Annotated in this window: 20 protein-coding genes and 1 other RNA gene; 19 read left to right on the top strand and 2 right to left on the bottom strand. The window is 36.0% G+C overall.

Annotated features, from left to right (window positions below; genetic code table 11):
* The first annotated feature begins 41 nt into the window (after positions 1–41).
* The 8 genes from MUA51_RS05185 to MUA51_RS05150 all read left to right on the top strand — a co-directional run bounded on the left by MUA51_RS05185 (position 42) and on the right by MUA51_RS05150 (position 8,437).
* A complete protein-coding gene (locus tag MUA51_RS05185) occupies positions 42–365 on the top strand; it encodes a YppE family protein (protein ID WP_262560812.1) in 324 nt (107 codons plus the stop codon).
* Positions 358–915 carry an SLOG family protein gene (locus MUA51_RS05180; protein WP_262560811.1) on the top strand — a complete coding sequence of 186 codons (558 nt, stop codon included), beginning with the start codon at positions 358–360 and terminating at the stop codon, positions 913–915. Before MUA51_RS05185 ends, MUA51_RS05180 begins: the two co-directional genes overlap by 8 nt.
* A gap of 19 nt (positions 916–934) precedes the next feature.
* Positions 935–1,267, top strand: a complete 333-nt coding sequence (gpsB, locus tag MUA51_RS05175) for a cell division regulator GpsB (protein ID WP_262560810.1) — start codon at positions 935–937, stop codon at positions 1,265–1,267.
* A gap of 41 nt (positions 1,268–1,308) precedes the next feature.
* An RNA gene (gene rnpB / locus MUA51_RS05170) (RNase P RNA component class B) lies at positions 1,309–1,689 on the top strand.
* Between the two features lie 133 nt (positions 1,690–1,822).
* Positions 1,823–2,944, top strand: a complete 1,122-nt coding sequence (locus MUA51_RS05165; protein ID WP_262560809.1) for a THUMP domain-containing class I SAM-dependent RNA methyltransferase — start codon at positions 1,823–1,825, stop codon at positions 2,942–2,944.
* 36 nt (positions 2,945–2,980) lie between these two features.
* Entirely contained in the window at positions 2,981–3,898 is a 918-nt protein-coding gene (rarD, locus tag MUA51_RS05160; RefSeq protein ID WP_262560807.1) for an EamA family transporter RarD, read from the top strand.
* Positions 3,899–4,096: 198 nt separating this feature from the next.
* On the top strand, positions 4,097–7,543 hold the full coding sequence (locus MUA51_RS05155; RefSeq protein ID WP_262560806.1) for a dynamin family protein: 3,447 nt from the start codon (positions 4,097–4,099) through the stop codon (positions 7,541–7,543).
* Between the two features lie 12 nt (positions 7,544–7,555).
* The gene (locus tag MUA51_RS05150; RefSeq protein ID WP_262560805.1) at positions 7,556–8,437 is read left to right on the top strand and encodes a 5'-3' exonuclease; all 882 of its coding nucleotides are present in this window, start codon (positions 7,556–7,558) and stop codon (positions 8,435–8,437) included.
* A gap of 46 nt (positions 8,438–8,483) precedes the next feature.
* Here the strand turns inward: MUA51_RS05150 and MUA51_RS05145 are convergent, their stop codons facing one another.
* Together MUA51_RS05145 and MUA51_RS05140 are read right to left on the bottom strand one after the other, a co-directional pair.
* A complete protein-coding gene (locus MUA51_RS05145) occupies positions 8,484–8,879 on the bottom strand; it encodes a ribonuclease HI family protein (protein ID WP_262560804.1) in 396 nt (131 codons plus the stop codon).
* 113 nt (positions 8,880–8,992) lie between these two features.
* Entirely contained in the window at positions 8,993–9,694 is a 702-nt protein-coding gene (locus MUA51_RS05140; protein ID WP_262560803.1) for a queuosine precursor transporter, read from the bottom strand.
* A gap of 281 nt (positions 9,695–9,975) precedes the next feature.
* On the opposite strand from MUA51_RS05140, the gene MUA51_RS05135 reads away from it, so the two are divergent.
* From MUA51_RS05135 to MUA51_RS05085, 11 genes are all read left to right on the top strand, one after another.
* On the top strand, positions 9,976–10,161 hold the full coding sequence (locus MUA51_RS05135; RefSeq protein WP_481906519.1) for a zinc-finger domain-containing protein: 186 nt from the start codon (positions 9,976–9,978) through the stop codon (positions 10,159–10,161).
* 30 nt (positions 10,162–10,191) lie between these two features.
* Positions 10,192–11,307, top strand: coding sequence for a conserved virulence factor C family protein (locus MUA51_RS05130; protein WP_262560802.1), 1,116 nt, complete (start codon positions 10,192–10,194; stop codon positions 11,305–11,307).
* Positions 11,308–11,364: 57 nt separating this feature from the next.
* Entirely contained in the window at positions 11,365–11,799 is a 435-nt protein-coding gene (brxA, locus tag MUA51_RS05125; RefSeq protein ID WP_262560801.1) for a bacilliredoxin BrxA, read from the top strand.
* A gap of 436 nt (positions 11,800–12,235) precedes the next feature.
* On the top strand, positions 12,236–13,189 hold the full coding sequence (locus MUA51_RS05120; RefSeq protein ID WP_262560800.1) for a thymidylate synthase: 954 nt from the start codon (positions 12,236–12,238) through the stop codon (positions 13,187–13,189).
* 18 nt (positions 13,190–13,207) lie between these two features.
* Positions 13,208–13,684 carry a dihydrofolate reductase gene (locus tag MUA51_RS05115; protein ID WP_262560799.1) on the top strand — a complete coding sequence of 159 codons (477 nt, stop codon included), beginning with the start codon at positions 13,208–13,210 and terminating at the stop codon, positions 13,682–13,684.
* A gap of 17 nt (positions 13,685–13,701) precedes the next feature.
* Complete coding sequence (locus MUA51_RS05110; protein ID WP_481906518.1) at positions 13,702–14,550, top strand: DegV family protein; 849 nt, start codon at positions 13,702–13,704, stop codon at positions 14,548–14,550.
* A gap of 12 nt (positions 14,551–14,562) precedes the next feature.
* Positions 14,563–15,096, top strand: coding sequence for a peptide-methionine (S)-S-oxide reductase MsrA (gene msrA / locus MUA51_RS05105; protein ID WP_481906517.1), 534 nt, complete (start codon positions 14,563–14,565; stop codon positions 15,094–15,096).
* Positions 15,089–15,517, top strand: coding sequence for a peptide-methionine (R)-S-oxide reductase MsrB (gene msrB, locus MUA51_RS05100; protein WP_262560797.1), 429 nt, complete (start codon positions 15,089–15,091; stop codon positions 15,515–15,517). The genes msrA and msrB overlap by 8 nt, the downstream gene beginning before the upstream one ends.
* 15 nt (positions 15,518–15,532) lie before the next feature.
* Positions 15,533–16,036 carry a PTS sugar transporter subunit IIA gene (locus tag MUA51_RS05095; RefSeq protein ID WP_262560796.1) on the top strand — a complete coding sequence of 168 codons (504 nt, stop codon included), beginning with the start codon at positions 15,533–15,535 and terminating at the stop codon, positions 16,034–16,036.
* A complete protein-coding gene (locus tag MUA51_RS05090; RefSeq protein ID WP_262560795.1) occupies positions 16,036–16,257 on the top strand; it encodes a YozE family protein in 222 nt (73 codons plus the stop codon). The genes MUA51_RS05095 and MUA51_RS05090 overlap by 1 nt, the downstream gene beginning before the upstream one ends.
* A 208-nt stretch (positions 16,258–16,465) precedes the next feature.
* Positions 16,466–17,887 carry a S41 family peptidase gene (locus MUA51_RS05085; RefSeq protein ID WP_262560794.1) on the top strand — a complete coding sequence of 474 codons (1,422 nt, stop codon included), beginning with the start codon at positions 16,466–16,468 and terminating at the stop codon, positions 17,885–17,887.
* Positions 17,888–17,891 lie beyond the last annotated feature (4 nt).

Below are 17,891 nucleotides of genomic sequence, written 5' to 3'. Positions count from 1 at the left end.
CATTTTATGATACGATATAGTGTAATAGGTAGGTGATTTATATGGCAAAAACAATTTGGCAGCAACTCCTCAACGATATGTCTGTCATTGAATCCAAATATATACTTGCACGCGAGGGACAGACTTTTGACTTCCAAACAGATGTCGTCCCATTCACTTCAATAGTAGATACGCATATCCATACAATGCACGAAACAACCAATCAATTTTTAATACAACGAAATCGAATCGAATCATTAATGCAAACGCTCTCAGTTGCTTGTCATGATAAACGTACGAGTAAGCAACAATTTTATAATCAAGTAAAAACAGTAAAACATGATTTGCTAACGATAGAGCGTCAGGTAGGGAATCAACATGTATAAATCTATTTATGTGACTGGATATAAACCTTATGAATTAAATATCTTTAAAGAAGATGCAAAAGAAGTGTCTTATTTAAAAGCTTTTATCAAACATAAGTTAGTCGGCTATCTTGAAGAAGGACTAGAATGGGTACTGATTCAAGGTCAATTGGGTATTGAGTTGTGGACTGCAGACTGTGTGATTGAACTTAAAGAAAGCTACCCTGAACTCAAACTGGGCATTATTCCACCCTTTCAAAACCATACCGAAAAATGGCGTGAGCAACAACAATCCATGTATCAAGCAATCGCATCTAAAGCTGATTATGTAAATACAGTATTTCACAGTGGGTACGCAGGCCCACATCAATTTCAAGCTGCGTATCAATTTATGCTAGATCACACAGAAATGACAATGTTAATTTATGATGATGAACGAGAAGCCAGCCCTAAGTATTTCAAAAGTAAGCTGGTTGATTTTATGGCACAAACAAACTATACTTGTGATGTTGTGACATTTGACGAAATCACAAGTTTTATCGATGATTTACAGTGGTCAAATGAAATATGAATCAGATGAGGTGACGAATATGTCAGATGTTTCGTTAAAATTATCAGCAAAAGATATTTATGAAAAAGATTTTGAAAAAACCGTTGTTCGTGGCTACCGTCCTGAAGAAGTGGATGCGTTTTTAGATGATATTATTGTTGATTATCAAAAGATGGCAGAGTTAAATAATGAAGTCATTAAACTATCAGAAGAGAATCAAAAACTCAAAAAAGAGATTGAAGATTTACGACTTCGTGTCGCATCCGGACGTTCTCAAGAAAGCAAATCATTTTCAAGTCAAAGCATGCAGAACAGCAATGCCGATATTTTGAAACGTATTTCTAACTTAGAAAAGGCTGTCTTTGGCAAATAAGCATTGCTTTTAATCTCGGAAATGATATAATTTTGAAGTAATATTTTGGGTAATCGCTATAATTTTTTTATAGAGGAAAGTCCATGCTCACACAATCTGAGATGATTGTAGTGTTCGTGCTTGATGAAACCATAAGTCAAGGCAATGTAAATTGACGGCAACGAATTCGCCTAAGTCGTAAGATATGGTGATAGTAGTTTGAAAGTGCCACAGTGACGTAGCTCTAATAGAAATATTAGAGGTGGAACGCGGTAAACCCCTCGAGTGAGCAATCCAAATTTGGTAGGAGCACTTGTTTAACGGAATTCAACGTATAAACGAGAAGATATCATAATGATATTTTAGACAGATGATTACCACCGGCGTACGAGTGCAGCTAGTGCACGTAACGAGTACTATGGTACAGAACATGGCTTATAGAAATATTACAACTAGTATAAAAGGCTGGGGCATTCTATGTGTCCCAGCCTTCCGTATGTTAAGCTATACATGTAAAAGTGAAGCAACTGATATAAACAATAAATCAATTTATCCAGTCAATATAGGAGGCCGAATATGTTTCAATTATTAGCAGTATGTCCAATGGGCTTAGAGGCCATTGTAGCAAAAGAAGTGCAAGAGTTAGGCTATGACACACGAGTTGAAAATGGACGTATCTATTTCAATGGCGATGCAGAAGCGATTGTAAAAGCCAATTTATGGTTGCGTACTGCAGACCGTGTAAAACTCATCGTAGGACAATTTAAAGCAACGACTTTTGATGAATTATTCGAAAAAACTAAAGCATTACCATGGCATGAAATAATCCCAGCTGATGGACAGTTCCCAGTTCAAGGTCGCAGTCTAAAATCTGTCTTACACAGTGTTCCAGATGTTCAAGCAATTACTAAAAAAGCAATTGTTGAAAAATTAAAGTCTGAACACGCTGTTTCAGGCTGGTTAGACGAATCTGGGGCAAAATTTCCGGTTGAAGTTAATATTTTAAAAGATAATGTATTATTAACAATTGACACATCTGGTTCTGGTTTAAACAAGCGTGGCTATCGTTTAGCGCAAGGGGAAGCGCCAATCAAAGAAACATTAGCTGCAAGTTTAGTGAAGCTAGCAAATTGGACTGGAGACACGCCACTTATCGATCCTTTCTGTGGTTCCGGAACGATTGCTATTGAAGCTTGTCTTATCGCACAAAACATTGCTCCGGGATTCAACCGTTCATTCGTATCAGAAAAATGGCCAATCATTCCAGCTGGCTTATTCGATCAACTTCGTGCAGAAGCAGACGCACAAGCTGATTACGATAAAGACATTCAAATCTATGCATCTGATATCGATCCAGAAATGATTGACATTGCACGTCGAAATGCAGATGAAGTAGGTGTTGGTGATATCATTCAATTTGCAGTTAAAGATGTCAATACTTTAACTATTGATCATAAAGGACCTATTGGCTTAATTGGTAATCCACCATATGGAGAGCGTATTGGGGAAAGAGATGAAGTTGAAGAAATGTATCGTTATTTAGGAACATTACTTCAACAAAATCCACAATTGTCAATGTATATTATGACAAGTAGCAAGGAATTTGAATATCTTGTTAATCGTAAAGCAACGAAGAGACGTAAACTATTCAATGGTTATATCGAAACAACATATTATCAATATTGGGCAAATAAATAGGTGCTGCTTGCGTATGATTGAAAAAGGGGGGATTTCATGAACGATGAAGCGTCATTTAAACATGGAATTTTATTCGCATTGAGTGCGTATATTATGTGGGGAATTCTCCCTTTATATTGGGCACTCATAGAAGGTGTAAGTGCAACTGAGATATTGATGTATCGTATCGTATTATCACTCATATTCATGATAATTCTCGTACCTATCACGAAACAAACAACGCAACTCAAAGCTGATTTTCACCAGTTTATCAAAACACCTAGAAAGCTGTTGATTATTATCGTGGCAGGGTATGTTGTTACACTCAACTGGGGAACTTTCATCTATGCAATCAATGAAGGGTATGTTCTCCAAACTAGTTTAGGGTATTACATCAATCCATTAGTCAGTATCCTTTTAGCCATGCTCTTTTTCAAGGAACGATTTAATAGACTTGAATGGTGCGCTATTCTGTTCGCATCAATAGGCGTTCTCTATATGACATTCAAAGTTGGAGAATTTCCATTCATTTCACTCGTCCTTGCATTTACATTCGGTATCTATGGTTTATTGAAAAAACTTGTACCGATGAGTGCTGTTAGTAGCATTACGATTGAATCTATTGCAACAGCTCCGATGGCAATCATATATCTCACAATCATTGGTCAGTCTCACGGACTCAGTATCGGAATGAATAGTTCGACGTTTTGGCTTTTATTTTCAGGTGCGGTGACTGCAGTACCGCTTCTTGCATTCTCTGCAGCTGCAATACGCATTCCTTTGTCACTCATTGGATTCATTCAATATATCGGTCCAACATTAATTTTTCTAAATGGGGTCTTCATATTTAAAGAACCATTTAATACTGATCAATTCATAACATTTTGTTTTATATGGTTTGGGATTTTCATATATGTTTTATCTCAAATTTTTAAAATGAGACGTAAACCAAAACCCATTCAATATCATGAATAACTTATTATTTTGAAGTGCATCATCTTGTAAGAAGGTGCGCTTCTTTTTTTAGTACATAGATTCACCATTAAATATACTTCTTTTATTTTCTCTTTTACGCAAATACTATACAATAACAAGTAAGGACGGGATAACTTCAATCGCTATACATGTCCGTTTTCAACTCGCAAACACTGACAAACAAGGGGAATTATCATAATGAACAATATGGAACAATTAGACATACTCTATAAGCTAAAAAAAGAAGTCGAAAAATCAGATAATACGACTTTTGTACATACGATTAACCAAGTGATTAAAAAAGTTTATCTGAATCATTATACAATGACTTTCGTTGGTCATTTTTCAGCTGGGAAATCAACGATTATCAACAACTTGATTGGACAAGATATTTTACCAAGCTCTCCTGTCCCAACAACAAGTAATACAGCCCTAGTGACCGTTTCAGACACACCGGGAATCACTGCAAATATTGAAGGTGAACGATATACCGAACTATCTTCTTATGATGATGTTAAACAAATGAATAAAGAAAACTACAATGTGGAATCTATCGATATCCGTTTCCTATCTGATGACTATCAATATGGATTTACATTCCAAGATACACCAGGTGTCGACTCAAATGTCCAATCGCACAGTCATAGCACTGAACGCTTTTTATACACGAGCAATATGGTATTCTACACTGTTGACTATAACCATGTACAATCAGCGTTGAATTTCCAATTTATGAAACAGTTGAATCAAGCAGGGATACCTGTGACCTTTGTCATCAACCAAATTGACAAACATCATGATACAGAGTTGTCATTTGATGAATTTAAGGCACGTGTTTCAAAATCATTGACGGAGTGGGATATCAAACTTGAAGAAATTTTCTATATTACAAAATTTGATCACCCTGAAAATCAATTTGCAGCATTCAAAGCATATATGCATCAACAAGACAACCAACGTGAACCACTAGCTGACTATGTCGAACGCATGGTGACATTTATTCAAAATCACCAGTCTCAATATTTATCTGAACAAATGAATGACTGCTTAGACGCATTAAATATAGAAGCTGAGGCATTTAACGCTACTTACGAACAACATTTACAAGAACAATCCGTTCATAATGAAGCACAACTCATAAACAATCCTGATACATTGCGTCATCATCTTGAACAACAGCGCAAAAATATCATTGATAACGCCTATATCATGTCTCATGAAATGCGTGAACATATTCGATATTATTTGGAGAGTATGACGAAAAACTTCTCAGTAGGTGGATTGTTTAACAAACGCAAAAAAATAGAACAAGCAAGAGAAGAACGTCTCAAGACACTAATGTCTGAGTTACAAACACAAGTCACACAAGAGATTGTCAAACCAATGCAATCCGACATGGTCTTTTTGACACGTTTCATTGATAATAGCGCGCTCAATGACCGTATTCTTAATCAAACACTTAAGATTCCAACATCCTTGGTCACTGATTTATATCAAACACAAGTACAAATCAGTAATCAATATGTTTTGACGTTCTCTGAAGCACTTATGAAACAAATCGGTCAATATGTTCTTAAAGAATCGAAGCCACTCGATGATGAGATTATTTCGAATGTACAAGTTGAACTTCATGATGATGCCACAGATGACGAGACAGATGTATACGAACGTTATCGTACACTCCAAGCGTTGAAGACATCACTTGATACTAAAAACTATCAACATTACTACATACATTTGGATGACTCTCTCGACAAATTGATTGATCGGACACATATGACTTACACACCTGCACAACCTTCAGATGGCGCAAAAGATGCAGTGTCTAAACAATCAACTACAACAACTGATCGTCAACAGTCACAACGCAATCAGATTGATAATGCATTGACTACATTGTCTGAACTCACACTATATGACACACAAGTACATAACATGCGTCAGACATTAGATCGTCTTGATCATCAAGTCATTAAAATCGGTGTGTTCGGTACATTCAGCGCAGGTAAGAGTAGTTTGATTAACGCACTACTCGGTGATCAATATTTGGTAAGTTCTCCAAATCCAACGACAGCCGCTACAACTGAAATTTCTTATGGCAGTCAAAATACCGTTACTTTTAAAACAAAAGAGATGTTACTCGATGAACTAAATGATGTTGTAGAAGCTGTTGATTATCATTTCGATTCGATTCAAGCATTCTTATCACAAGATTTAAGTGATCTTAAAGGGCGCATTGATAAAAATAAATTAGCTTTTATAGAAGCAATTGAAAAAAATTATTCATTTTATGAGTCGCTTATTGCAGATGGTTATGAATTAGCCATCCCACAAGAAGAGCTGAGAAAATGGAGTGCTGAAGATGAATACGCAACGTTTGTTAGAACTGTTCACTTACAACTCGAACATGACTGGCTAAAAGACAAAATTATCGTCGATTCATTAGGTCTTTACTCAAACAATCAACGTCATACGAATGAAACTGAAAAAATTCTAGCAACTGCTGACTTGATTTTATATGTTAGCTATTTCAACCATGCGTTTACTGACAATGACAAAGCATTCATCGAGCATATGAAAGAGATGAATCAACTCATTGAAAATCAAGCTTTTAAAATGGTCATCAATGCGACAGACCTTGCTGAAACACCAGAAGATTTGGCAGCAGTTCATCATTATACACAAGATGCACTTGCTCAAGTTGGTATGCACTGTGATATTTTTGATGTTTCAAGTCGAGAAGCTTTGAGTCATGGTGATGTAGGTATTGAAAAACTGCAAGCTGCTATCCAAACATTTGTTAATGTTGAATCAAAACAAGTACTTGAAAAACAAATTTTCCATCAACTAGAAGCAATCACTAGTTCTCTAGACGCGATGCTTCAAGACGTAGAAAATAATGCATTGCAAATAAAACAAAATCATGCATACTTGAAACGTTTTGAAACAACACCCGTATTTCCAAAACAAATGATTCAAGGATTACAAACACAATATCGCAGTGAACTAGAAGATCAAATATACTATTTAAATGAACGATTAAATATTCAGTTATTAGACCATGTCAAAACTGTATTTAATACACAAATGACAGATACTGATGATTTTAAAACAGCAAAACGCCATGCTTCTAAAACATATCTTGATCAAATCCATCAAAAATTGTATTTAGAGCAAACATTACTTGTTAATCGCATGAAAAAACATTTCGAAACACAGTTTGCACATCAATTGGCACCTATCGTTACAGAAATGGCACAGCATCATGTGATTGTACAACCAGATACACACATCACAGTAGAAAGCATTGAAAAACCATACTTACAATTAGATTTATCATCATTTGTTTCAGCATTACCAAAACAATTAACGAAAAAAAGCATCTTGCAACCTAAACAACAACAAAAAGTGCAATCAGAGATTAAAAATTTAACTGTTAAACAACTCCAAATACATCTAAACGAATTACACACAGCTCTAAATACCTATGCAGATGTATTAACAACACAAGTTCAAGAAAAACTTAAAAATCTTGAAAATGATGCACAACAAGAAATTCAAAAATTGTTAGCATTTGAAATGGATGCATCACAGCATGAAGCATTACAAAAAGCATTACTACAACTTAAAAAAATATTGAATTAAAGGATAAATAATATGAATAAACGTACATTATTGATTGATGGCATGGCACTGTTATTCCGACATTTTTATGCTACAAGCGTCCATAAGAATTATATGATTACATCTAATGGGCTCCCGACAAATGGCACACAAGGATTTGTGAGACATGTGATGCGTGCCATTCACGACATTGAACCTACACACGTTGCGATATGCTGGGATATGGGGAAGTCGACATTTCGTAATGAACTGTTTGCTGGTTATAAACAAAATCGACCAGAACCACCTGAAGCGTTAATACCGCAATTTTCACACGTACAATATATTTCTGAAGAACTGGGATTCTTTAATATTGGCTTACCCAACTACGAAGCTGATGATGTGATTGGTACTTTAGCGACGCAAACGGCAAATACAGAAAATAACAATGTTTTCGTCATTACAGGTGATCGAGATTTACTACAATGTTCAGCTGATAATATCCATATTTGGCTCGTAAAAAAAGGATTCACAGAATATGCAAAATTTGATGCACATGCCTTCCATGAACATTACGGTCTTGCACCAAAACAATTGATTGATGTCAAAGCATTCATGGGTGACAGCGCGGATGGTTATCCCGGGGTAAAAGGAATTGGTGAAAAAACAGCAATCAAGCTTATCCAACAATACGGTACCGTTGAAAACGTCATCGCCAATATCGAATCACTCACAGCTGGTCAGCAGAAAAAGATACATGCCGATATAGACAACTTAATGGCTTCGAAGCAATTAGCTGAAATCATCTGTGATGCACCAATTGAAACACATGATCTTTGGCAACGAATGACCTACACACCCGACTATGCACGCATTATAAATGTTTGCGAAGAACATGAACTACGTGTTGCAAGAAAATACATTGAATCATTATAAAAATAGAGATAGCAACGGTTAAAATAACCTGTTGCTATCTCTATTTTTACTGCTTTGTCGCTCGATAAAGTGTTTGTTGTGCCAGTTGATTTGCTTCTTTATTTTGTGCACGTGGTATCCACTTTACAAAACATAAATCAAATGTCTGTGCGCGCTGATTGAATTGATCAAGATATGGTTTAAACTTTTTATTTTTTACAAAGTTACGATTCACGACATCTTCAATGAGTTGAGAGTCTGTATAAATTAAAGCATTCGAAACTTGTAACTGTGATGCTTGTTTTAAGGCATATAATAATGCTTCCCATTCTGCACTGTGATTGTCCATTTCACCAAGTACTTGCGAAAAAGAATGTCGGTCATCTTCTTCTACAATGACAATACCACATGCACTTACGCCTGGATTCCCTTTTGTCGCTGCATCAAAATAGATTTTTGCCATTCATTGACACTCCTTACCTAAAGAAAAAAAGGGGACACGCAATAAATTAGTTTTCAGAGCGATATCTCGTCCCGTTTTCTAATACATGCTAAGTCACCCTTAACTATCATTCATTAAATATCGTCATCATTTATTTTACCATGTCGATACATTGATTTCGCCCAATATCCAAATGGCACATTGAATAATGTTGATACAAGTTTTAATAGATACGTCGTAATAAAGATTTCAAAAATAACATCATTTGGAAGTGGTCCGCCATAGAAAGCAATCATAACAAATAACGCTGTATCGATGATTGAACTCAATGTCGTACTACCATATGCACGAATAATAAATGTACGGTCAGATTTGAAAACTTTTTTTATCGCATTGAAGATAAACACATCGATGTGTTGTCCGATAATATAAGCTACAATAGACCCCAATGCAATACGTGGAATAACACCAAAAATAGTTTGTAAGGCATCTTGAGAAATATCCGCTTCACTTGGCGCAAATGCTAATGATACTTGCATCACTACAATCATGACAAGTGTCGATGTAAAACCAAGCCATACAGCTTTTTTTGCTACTTTTCTCCCGTAAATATCATTTAAAATATCCGTAGCCAAATAAATGGACGCAAACATAACGTTACCTAAAGTGGCTGATATTGTGAAAATATCCACTGTCTTGATCACTTGAATATTCGCAATGATTGTACCGATTGCAACCCATGCATATAGTCCTTGTTTCCCAAAAAGACGAAACATCGACACCATCAATACAAAGGTCAACATAAAGGCACCAAGACCTACTAACTCATTATACATATTAATTTCCTCCTAAATTTTGACCATGCGGGTGTTTAGAAACCGCTTAATAACAACCTATCTATCATAGAACAGTCAAGTGTAAAATTCAATATAAAAATAAAGAAATGCCATTATAAAAATAATGATTTAATATGAACAATATAGAATAAAATATTTCTAGTTACGTACAATTTATGACAAAATTTTTTCTTAATGATCCTGAGTCAAACAGTTCAATGACTGGTTGATTCATGTTACGATAACCTTTGCTTAACACACATTTTTGCGAGGTGACAGATATGTTAACAGAAGAAAAAAGAAGAGCGATTGACATGATTGATACATTAATGGCTGACTATTGTACACAATGTCTAATCAAATCACATCTAAGAAAAGAAGAGAGCAAGACATCTGCACATCATTTTTGCATTCAACAATGTTCTGTTGGTCAACGTATCCAAGCCTTAGGAAAACATTTGCAATAATTCTCTGTAACATAAGGAGCGTCATATACAATGGAAATTATTAAAATTGAACCAACACCGAGTCCAAATACAATGAAGATTGTCATTTCAGAAAAAAGACATGATAACCAATCTAATACATTCACTGAAGTGCACGAATCACAACCTGCATTTATCAATCAGGTCTTATCTATTGATGGTGTTAAATCTATATTTTATGTATTGGACTTTTTAGCTGTGGACAAAATGCCAAAAGCAGACTGGGAAGAAGTGTTACCACGCATTACTGCCACATTGAATGGTAATCAAGGAATTCAACAAGAAAAAAATGCCACTCAAGAACACTTTGGAGAAGTGAAAGCAGAAGTCTTAAAGTTTAAGGACATTCCTTATCAGATAAAATTAACGACTGATACTGAAGAACAACGCCGTCAATTAAACAACAGCTTTATCGAAGCAATGACTGCAGCACAGCTTCCAGGTGATAATGTTGTATTTTTAAGAAAATGGCACAATTTAGGTATCCGTTATGGTGAATTAGAACAAATCATGGATGAAGTAGAAGAAGAAATGAATGCGCTCTATCCGAATGAAGTATTACAACAATTAGTTTCCCGTGCGGAGCAAAAGATGGAGGCTATGCCGACAAAAGAATATCATCATGTGACATTAGAAACTTATAAACAGGCAGATGATTGGAAAGCACGTTTACGCATGCTTACTGCATTTCCAAAACCAACTGATGCAGACTACCCATTATTGGCGCATGCTTTAACCGAAGAAAAAGTGCAACTGCGTCGTGAAGCTATTGTGCTGTTGAGTATGATTGAAACAAAAGAGACATTGCCGTATCTCTATAAAGGGTTGCGGGATAAAAGTCCCGCAGTTCGACGTGCAGCCGGAGATGCCTTGAGTGATTTAGGGTTTGCTGAAGCATTGACTGAAATGGAGCATGCACTAGATGATCCACATAAAATTGTCCGCTGGCGTGCAGCGATGTTTCTCTTTGATGAAGGTGGGGAAGCGCAACTTCCTGCTTTGAAGGCGCATCAAGATGATTCGGCCTATGAAGTGCGTATGCAAATTGAGATGGCTATCACACGCATTGAACAAGGGGAAGCTGCACTTGGGTCAGTCTGGAAACAAATTGCAAATCGAAAACGATAAATGATGTTATAATATTTAAGAAATCAAAAATAGACGTTAAAAAGGAGCGAATGAATCATGAATGCTTATGATGCATATATGAAAGAACTCGCAGCACAAATGCGTGGCGAATTAACACAGAATGGTTTTACAAGTTTAGAAACTTCTGAATCTGTTACAAACCATATGAACGAAAGACAAGACGATGAAACGACATTTGTCGTTATTAACTCAACTTGTGGCTGTGCAGCTGGACTTGCACGTCCCGCAGCGGTTGCTGTTGCGGAACAGAATGAGAAAAAACCAGACTACAAGGTAACTGTGTTTGCTGGTCAAGACAAAGAAGCAACTGAGACAATGCGGGACTACATTCAACAAGTTCCATCAAGTCCATCATTTGCACTCTTTAAAGGAAAAAATCTAGTCCATTTTACTCCACGTGAACATATCGAAGGCAGAGATATCAATGACCTTGCGATGGATATTAAAGAAGCTTTTGATTCACATTGTTAATCATGTTGAAATGGGGCTGGGACATAGTACTCAGCCCTTTTGTATGTATAATAACGTAAAATGGCAGTAGGTGTCTGAAGTGAAAATGCGTTTTTACAAACTTTGGGAGCACTACAAAAATCATAAACATTTATAATGATTTTGTCGTAGTGCCGCTGCAAAGATGATTAGATGTGTGCCAAGTTTATTAAGTAAACGTAGTCACATATCAATCAGCTAATGCAAAACTTCTAGTCATCCTTGCCGGGGTGGGACGACGAAATCTTTTATAGCAAAAAAGATTTCTGTCCCACTCCCTCTTTTTATACATAGAAGCAGATATTATCAGAAGCAATCAGCCATTTCATACACTTTCTATCTAACTGCTATTTGTTTTTTATTTTTAAATTTCTATAAAATCGTCTATTATAGATATTAAAGGAAAGAGGTGAACGTCATGAATCCATTTGATCAAGCATACCATGAGCTATGCACTGAAATTTTAGAAATAGGCAATCATCGTGATGATCGTACAGCAACAGGTACCATCTCAAAGTTCGGTCATCAACTACGCTTTGACCTATCAAAAGGGTTTCCATTATTAACGACAAAAAAAGTATCATTTAAACTTATCGCAACAGAACTCATATGGTTTATTCGTGGCGATACGAACCTAAGATATCTTTTACAATATAACAACAACATATGGAACGAATGGCCTTTTGAAAAATACATACAGAGCCCGGATTACACTGGTCCCGATATGACTGATTTCGGTCATCGTAGCCTAGTAGATCCAGATTTTAAAGTTCAATATGATGAAGAGATGAAAAAATTTAAAAATGCCATTTTAACTGATGACGTATTCATGCAAAAACACGGAGATTTAGGCAATGTATACGGTAAACAATGGCGGGATTGGGTTGGCGCAGACGGTCAACATATTGATCAATTAAAAACAGTAATCGAACAAATCAAGCAATCACCAAACTCTAGACGTCACATCATCAGTGCTTGGAATCCTGCAGAGATTGAATCGATGGCGCTCCCACCATGTCATACGCTCTTTCAATTTTATGTAGAAGATAACAAGTTGAGTTGTCAATTATACCAACGTAGCGCTGATATTTTTCTCGGTGTACCATTCAACATCGCAAGCTATAGTCTACTCACGCATTTAATTGCGAGAGAATGTGGTTTAGAAGTAGGGGAATTCGTTCATACATTTGGTGATGCACACATATACAGCAATCATATCGACGCTGTAAATACACAGCTTGAACGTACAAGCTTTGCGCCACCTGAACTCATTATTCATACAGATAAGTCTATTTTCGATATTGAATATGAAGATTTAGAAGTTGTGAACTATTCATCTCATCCACCTATCAAAGCACCGATTGCGGTGTAATTTTGAGGAGTGATTCATTTGACATTATCCATACTCGTTGCCCACGATGAAAATCGCGGAATTGGTTTTAACAATCAGTTACCTTGGCACTTACCTAACGACCTGAAGCATGTTAAAGAGATAACAACTGGTCATACACTCGTGATGGGACGTGAGACATACGAATCGATTGGAAGACCTTTACCCAATAGAAAAAATGTTGTGTTGACACGTAATCCTAAATTTCGAGCAGAAGGTGTTGAAGTGATTCATCATTTAGATGATATCTCAAAATTGGAAGGTAAAGTTTTTATTTTTGGTGGCCAAACACTATTTGAATCATTAATAGATAAGGTCGATGACATGTATATCACAGTCATTCATGATACATTCCAAGCAGATACATTTTTTCCACCTTATACATTTAAAGAGTGGCAGGTCGAATCATCTTTAGAAGGAACAGTGGACGACAAAAATCACTATGCACATACATTTTTACATCTTATTAGAAAATAAATTGGAGGCTTTATATTATGCAGCGTATTATTGTGACAGATTCAACATCTGATCTAGATCCATCGTACTTGAAAGAACATGGCATTCATGTCATCCCATTAAGCGTTACAATTAATGGAAAGTCCTATGAAGACCAGACTGATATTTCATCAGAAGATTATATCAACTATTTGGGAGACGATAGTTACGACTTAAAAACAAGTCAACCGCCTTTAGGAAAGTTTGTTGAAAAATATGAAGAATTAGCTAAAGATGACGTTGAAATCATTAGTATTCACTTAACATCTGGCTTAAGTGGTACGGTTCAAACTGCACGACAAGCAAGTGAAATGGTAGATGGTAACATTACCGTTATTGATTCAAAATTTATCGCATGGGGATTAGCGTATCAAATTCAATATCTTGTTAAGTGGATTGAAGAAGGTATCTCAACTGAAGAGATTCTAAAAAAATTAGAAAAACTTCAAAAAAATATCAAACTCTATGTTGTTATCGGACAGCTTGATCAGTTAATCAAAGGTGGACGTATTAGCAAAACAAAAGGTTTCTTAGGTAATCTTATGAAAATCAAACCAATCGGTGAATTGGTGGACGGTAAGTTAGAAATGATTCATAATGTTCGCACACAGTCGGCATGCGTCAAGCAACTTGTAAGTGACTTAAAACCATTTGCTGACGGTTCAAAATTAGAGAGTGTTGGTATCTCACATGCTGATGCTGAAGATTTCATGAACAAAGTGAAAGACAAACTGGATGAAACATTTGAAGTGGGAAGTTTCCAATTAAGCCATACGTCTCCTGTTATTTCTACACATACCGGCAAAGGCGCAATCGGTTTAATCGTCTTAAAAGAAGACACATACTAAACGAAATGAGGGATGATCATGTCACAAGCAACACTTGCAGGCGGATGTTTTTGGTGTTTAGTGAAGCCATTTACATCTTATGATGGTATAGAAGGAATTGTATCAGGATATAGTGGTGGACATGTTGAAAATCCAACCTACGAACAAGTATGTTCCAATACAACAGGCCATGTGGAAGCTGTACAAATCACTTATGATCCTGAAGTTATTTCATACGAAGATATTTTAGATATTTATTTCAAAACATTCGATCCAACCGATGATAAAGGACAATTCTTTGATAGAGGCGACAGTTATCGACCGGTTATTTTCTATCATGATTCCGATCAGCAACAAATAGCACTTGAAAAAATCAGAAACTTAGATGTACAAGGCATTTTTGATAAGCCTATCGTAACACCCGTTGAACCTTATAAAAATTTCTATCCAGCTGAGACACATCATCAAGATTATTACCTTAAAAATCCACAGCATTATGCACAATATCAAAATGGATCTGGTAGAAAAGCATTTATAGAAAAACATTGGGGGAATGTACATGATTAAAAAAGATAAATCAGATTTAACGGATATCGAATATCTAGTCACACAACAAGATGGTACAGAACCACCATTTGACAATGAGTATTGGAACCACTTTGACAAAGGTATTTATGTCGATAAATTATCAGGTAAACCTTTGTTTACTTCCAATGATAAATTTGAATCAGATTGTGGATGGCCAAGTTTTTCGAAAGCAATTGATGATGACGAAATTATTGAACTTGTTGACAAATCATTCGGTATGTTACGCACTGAAGTTCGTTCAGAAGGGAGCAATAGTCACTTAGGTCATGTATTTAATGACGGCCCTAAAGAGCGTGGTGGCTTGCGCTATTGTATCAACTCCGCTGCTGTTCAGTTCATTCCATATGAAAAACTGGAAGCACTGGGCTATGGAGATTATATTAAATTGTTCGACAAATAAAGAGGAGTGAACGTCATGTTTAAAAAGTTATTTGGAAAAGGTAATGAAGCAAGCAAAGATGTTAAGATTTATGCACCAATGACTGGTGAGTATGTTAAAGTCGAGGACATTCCAGACCTCGTTTTTGCACAAAAAATGATGGGTGACGGTTTTGGTATTAAACCAACAGAAGGAAAAGTTGTATCACCGATTGAAGGTGTTGTAGATAACGTATTCCCAACAAAACATGCAATTGGATTAAAAGCCGACAACGGTTTAGAAGTACTCGTTCATATCGGTTTGGATACAGTTCAACTGAATGGAGAAGGTTTTGAAACACTTGTAGAAAGTGGTGACCGAGTAAATGTAGGCGATGCACTTGTATCATTTGATTTAGATTACATTAATGAAAATGCTAAATCAATTATCTCACCTATCATTATCACAAACTTCGCAGACCACGTTGAAACGCATCAATTTCAAGAAGTGACTGCATTAGAAAAAGGGCAAACGCTCGTAATAGATGTGACTGTGAAATAATGAAAGATGCCTCTTTTTACCAATTTGCTCTGACAGTGAGAGGTCGTCGTGATGACAAAGGACAATTGGCTGAGATGATATTTCAAGATCTTGATTTCCCAAAATATGAGACAGATTTTGATCAAATATCTCGTTATATCGAAACAGAAGGGACATATTCCATACCACTTTCTGTATTTGATCATTTATTTGAAGAATATCAGGAATGGCTTCAATTTTAATCATCATACACACTACGACATTGCAAATAACATTCATCAAAGGTTGAGATATGAATCATGTCCCAACCTTTTTTGAGTCATAAACATTAAAATACAACATTGTTAGATAGGTAAAACATCTTAACTTGTTTATAAAAATATAACCGCAAGAGGCTCCTTTATCTTTTCCTCACTTTTAGCCGATTCATTATATACAAGGAGCTGGATTATGAAACCAAAGAAAACTAAAACGCCTAAATATATACCGCTAAAGTACTTCGTGTTAAGCATTCTCGTCACAATTATTTTAACAACTGTTATCATACTGACGAGCCTATGGTATTGGAAACATTCAACAACTGATCCAAGTATTCAAAAAAATGCTGAGAAGCTCGGTGAAGTTTATGAATTAATCGCAACAGATTATTATAAAAATACAGATAAATCATTATTACTTGAAGATGCAATTAAAGGCATGACAAAGAGTTTGAAAGACCCTTATACTGAATACATGACAACAGAAGAAACAAAATCTTTCAACGAAGATGTTTCTGGTGACTTTGTTGGTATTGGGGCAGAAATGGAACAAAAAGATGGGAAAATCTATATCGCAAGTCCTATCAAAGAATCGCCAGCTGAAAAAGCAGGCATTCAGCCGAGGGATGAACTCATCGCTGTAAATGGACATGATGTAAAGGGCAAGCCATTGACAGAAATCGTAAAACAAGTGCGCGGTAAGGAAGGCACAACTGTGAAGTTATTAATTAAACGCAGTGGTGAAAAGAAAGAATTTTCAATTGAAAGAGAGACAATTCATGTTGAAAGTGTCAAACATGAAAAACACGGTCAAACACATGTTTTTAAAATCAACAAATTCCAAGAAGGCACAGCGGATGAATTAAAAGCAGCAATTGAAAAAGCACAAAAAGATGGAGCGAAAAATATATTGATTGATTTACGAAATAACCCCGGTGGCTTATTAGATGAAGCCGTCGATATGGCTAATATTTTTATCGATGAAGGCCAAACTGCTGTTCAACTTGAAAAAGGAAAGCAGAAACGTCAGATTACAACAGCGCACAAACCACTTGAAGGGATTCGTGATCTTAATATCGGAATTTTAATCAATGAAGGATCTGCAAGTGCTTCCGAAGTATTCACAGGGGCACTCAAAGACTATGACGTTGCAAAAGTGTACGGTGAAAAATCCTTTGGTAAGGGGATCGTTCAAACAACGCATGAATTTAGCGATGGATCATTGTTAAAATATACAGAGATGAAATGGCTCACACCAAAAGGTCATTACATTCATGAAAAAGGAATTAAACCCGATGTTGAAGTTAAAGGTGCTGCTTACGAGAATATGACAGTTATTCCAACTGATAAATCCTTCAAAGTTGGCGATCAATCAAAATATATTAAATCAATCAAAACAGGACTTGATGCGCTCGGTTATGATGTCGGCCAAGTTGATGAGCACTTCGACTCAACTTTAGAAACAGCGATTCAATCTTTCCAAACAGATCAAAAAATTGAAACAAATGGGTTGTTTAATCGCAAAACAAATGAAAAAATGACAGAACAACTTGTGAAAAAGTCATCAGAAGAAGATGTAATGCTGTCGCGTACACTCAAAAAACTAGGGAAGTGATGAT

Origin of the sequence: Staphylococcus sp. IVB6214 (assembly GCF_025558585.1) — a bacterium.
In the GTDB taxonomy this organism is placed as follows: domain Bacteria; phylum Bacillota; class Bacilli; order Staphylococcales; family Staphylococcaceae; genus Staphylococcus.
This window is presented reverse-complemented; position numbering and strand designations above follow the sequence as displayed.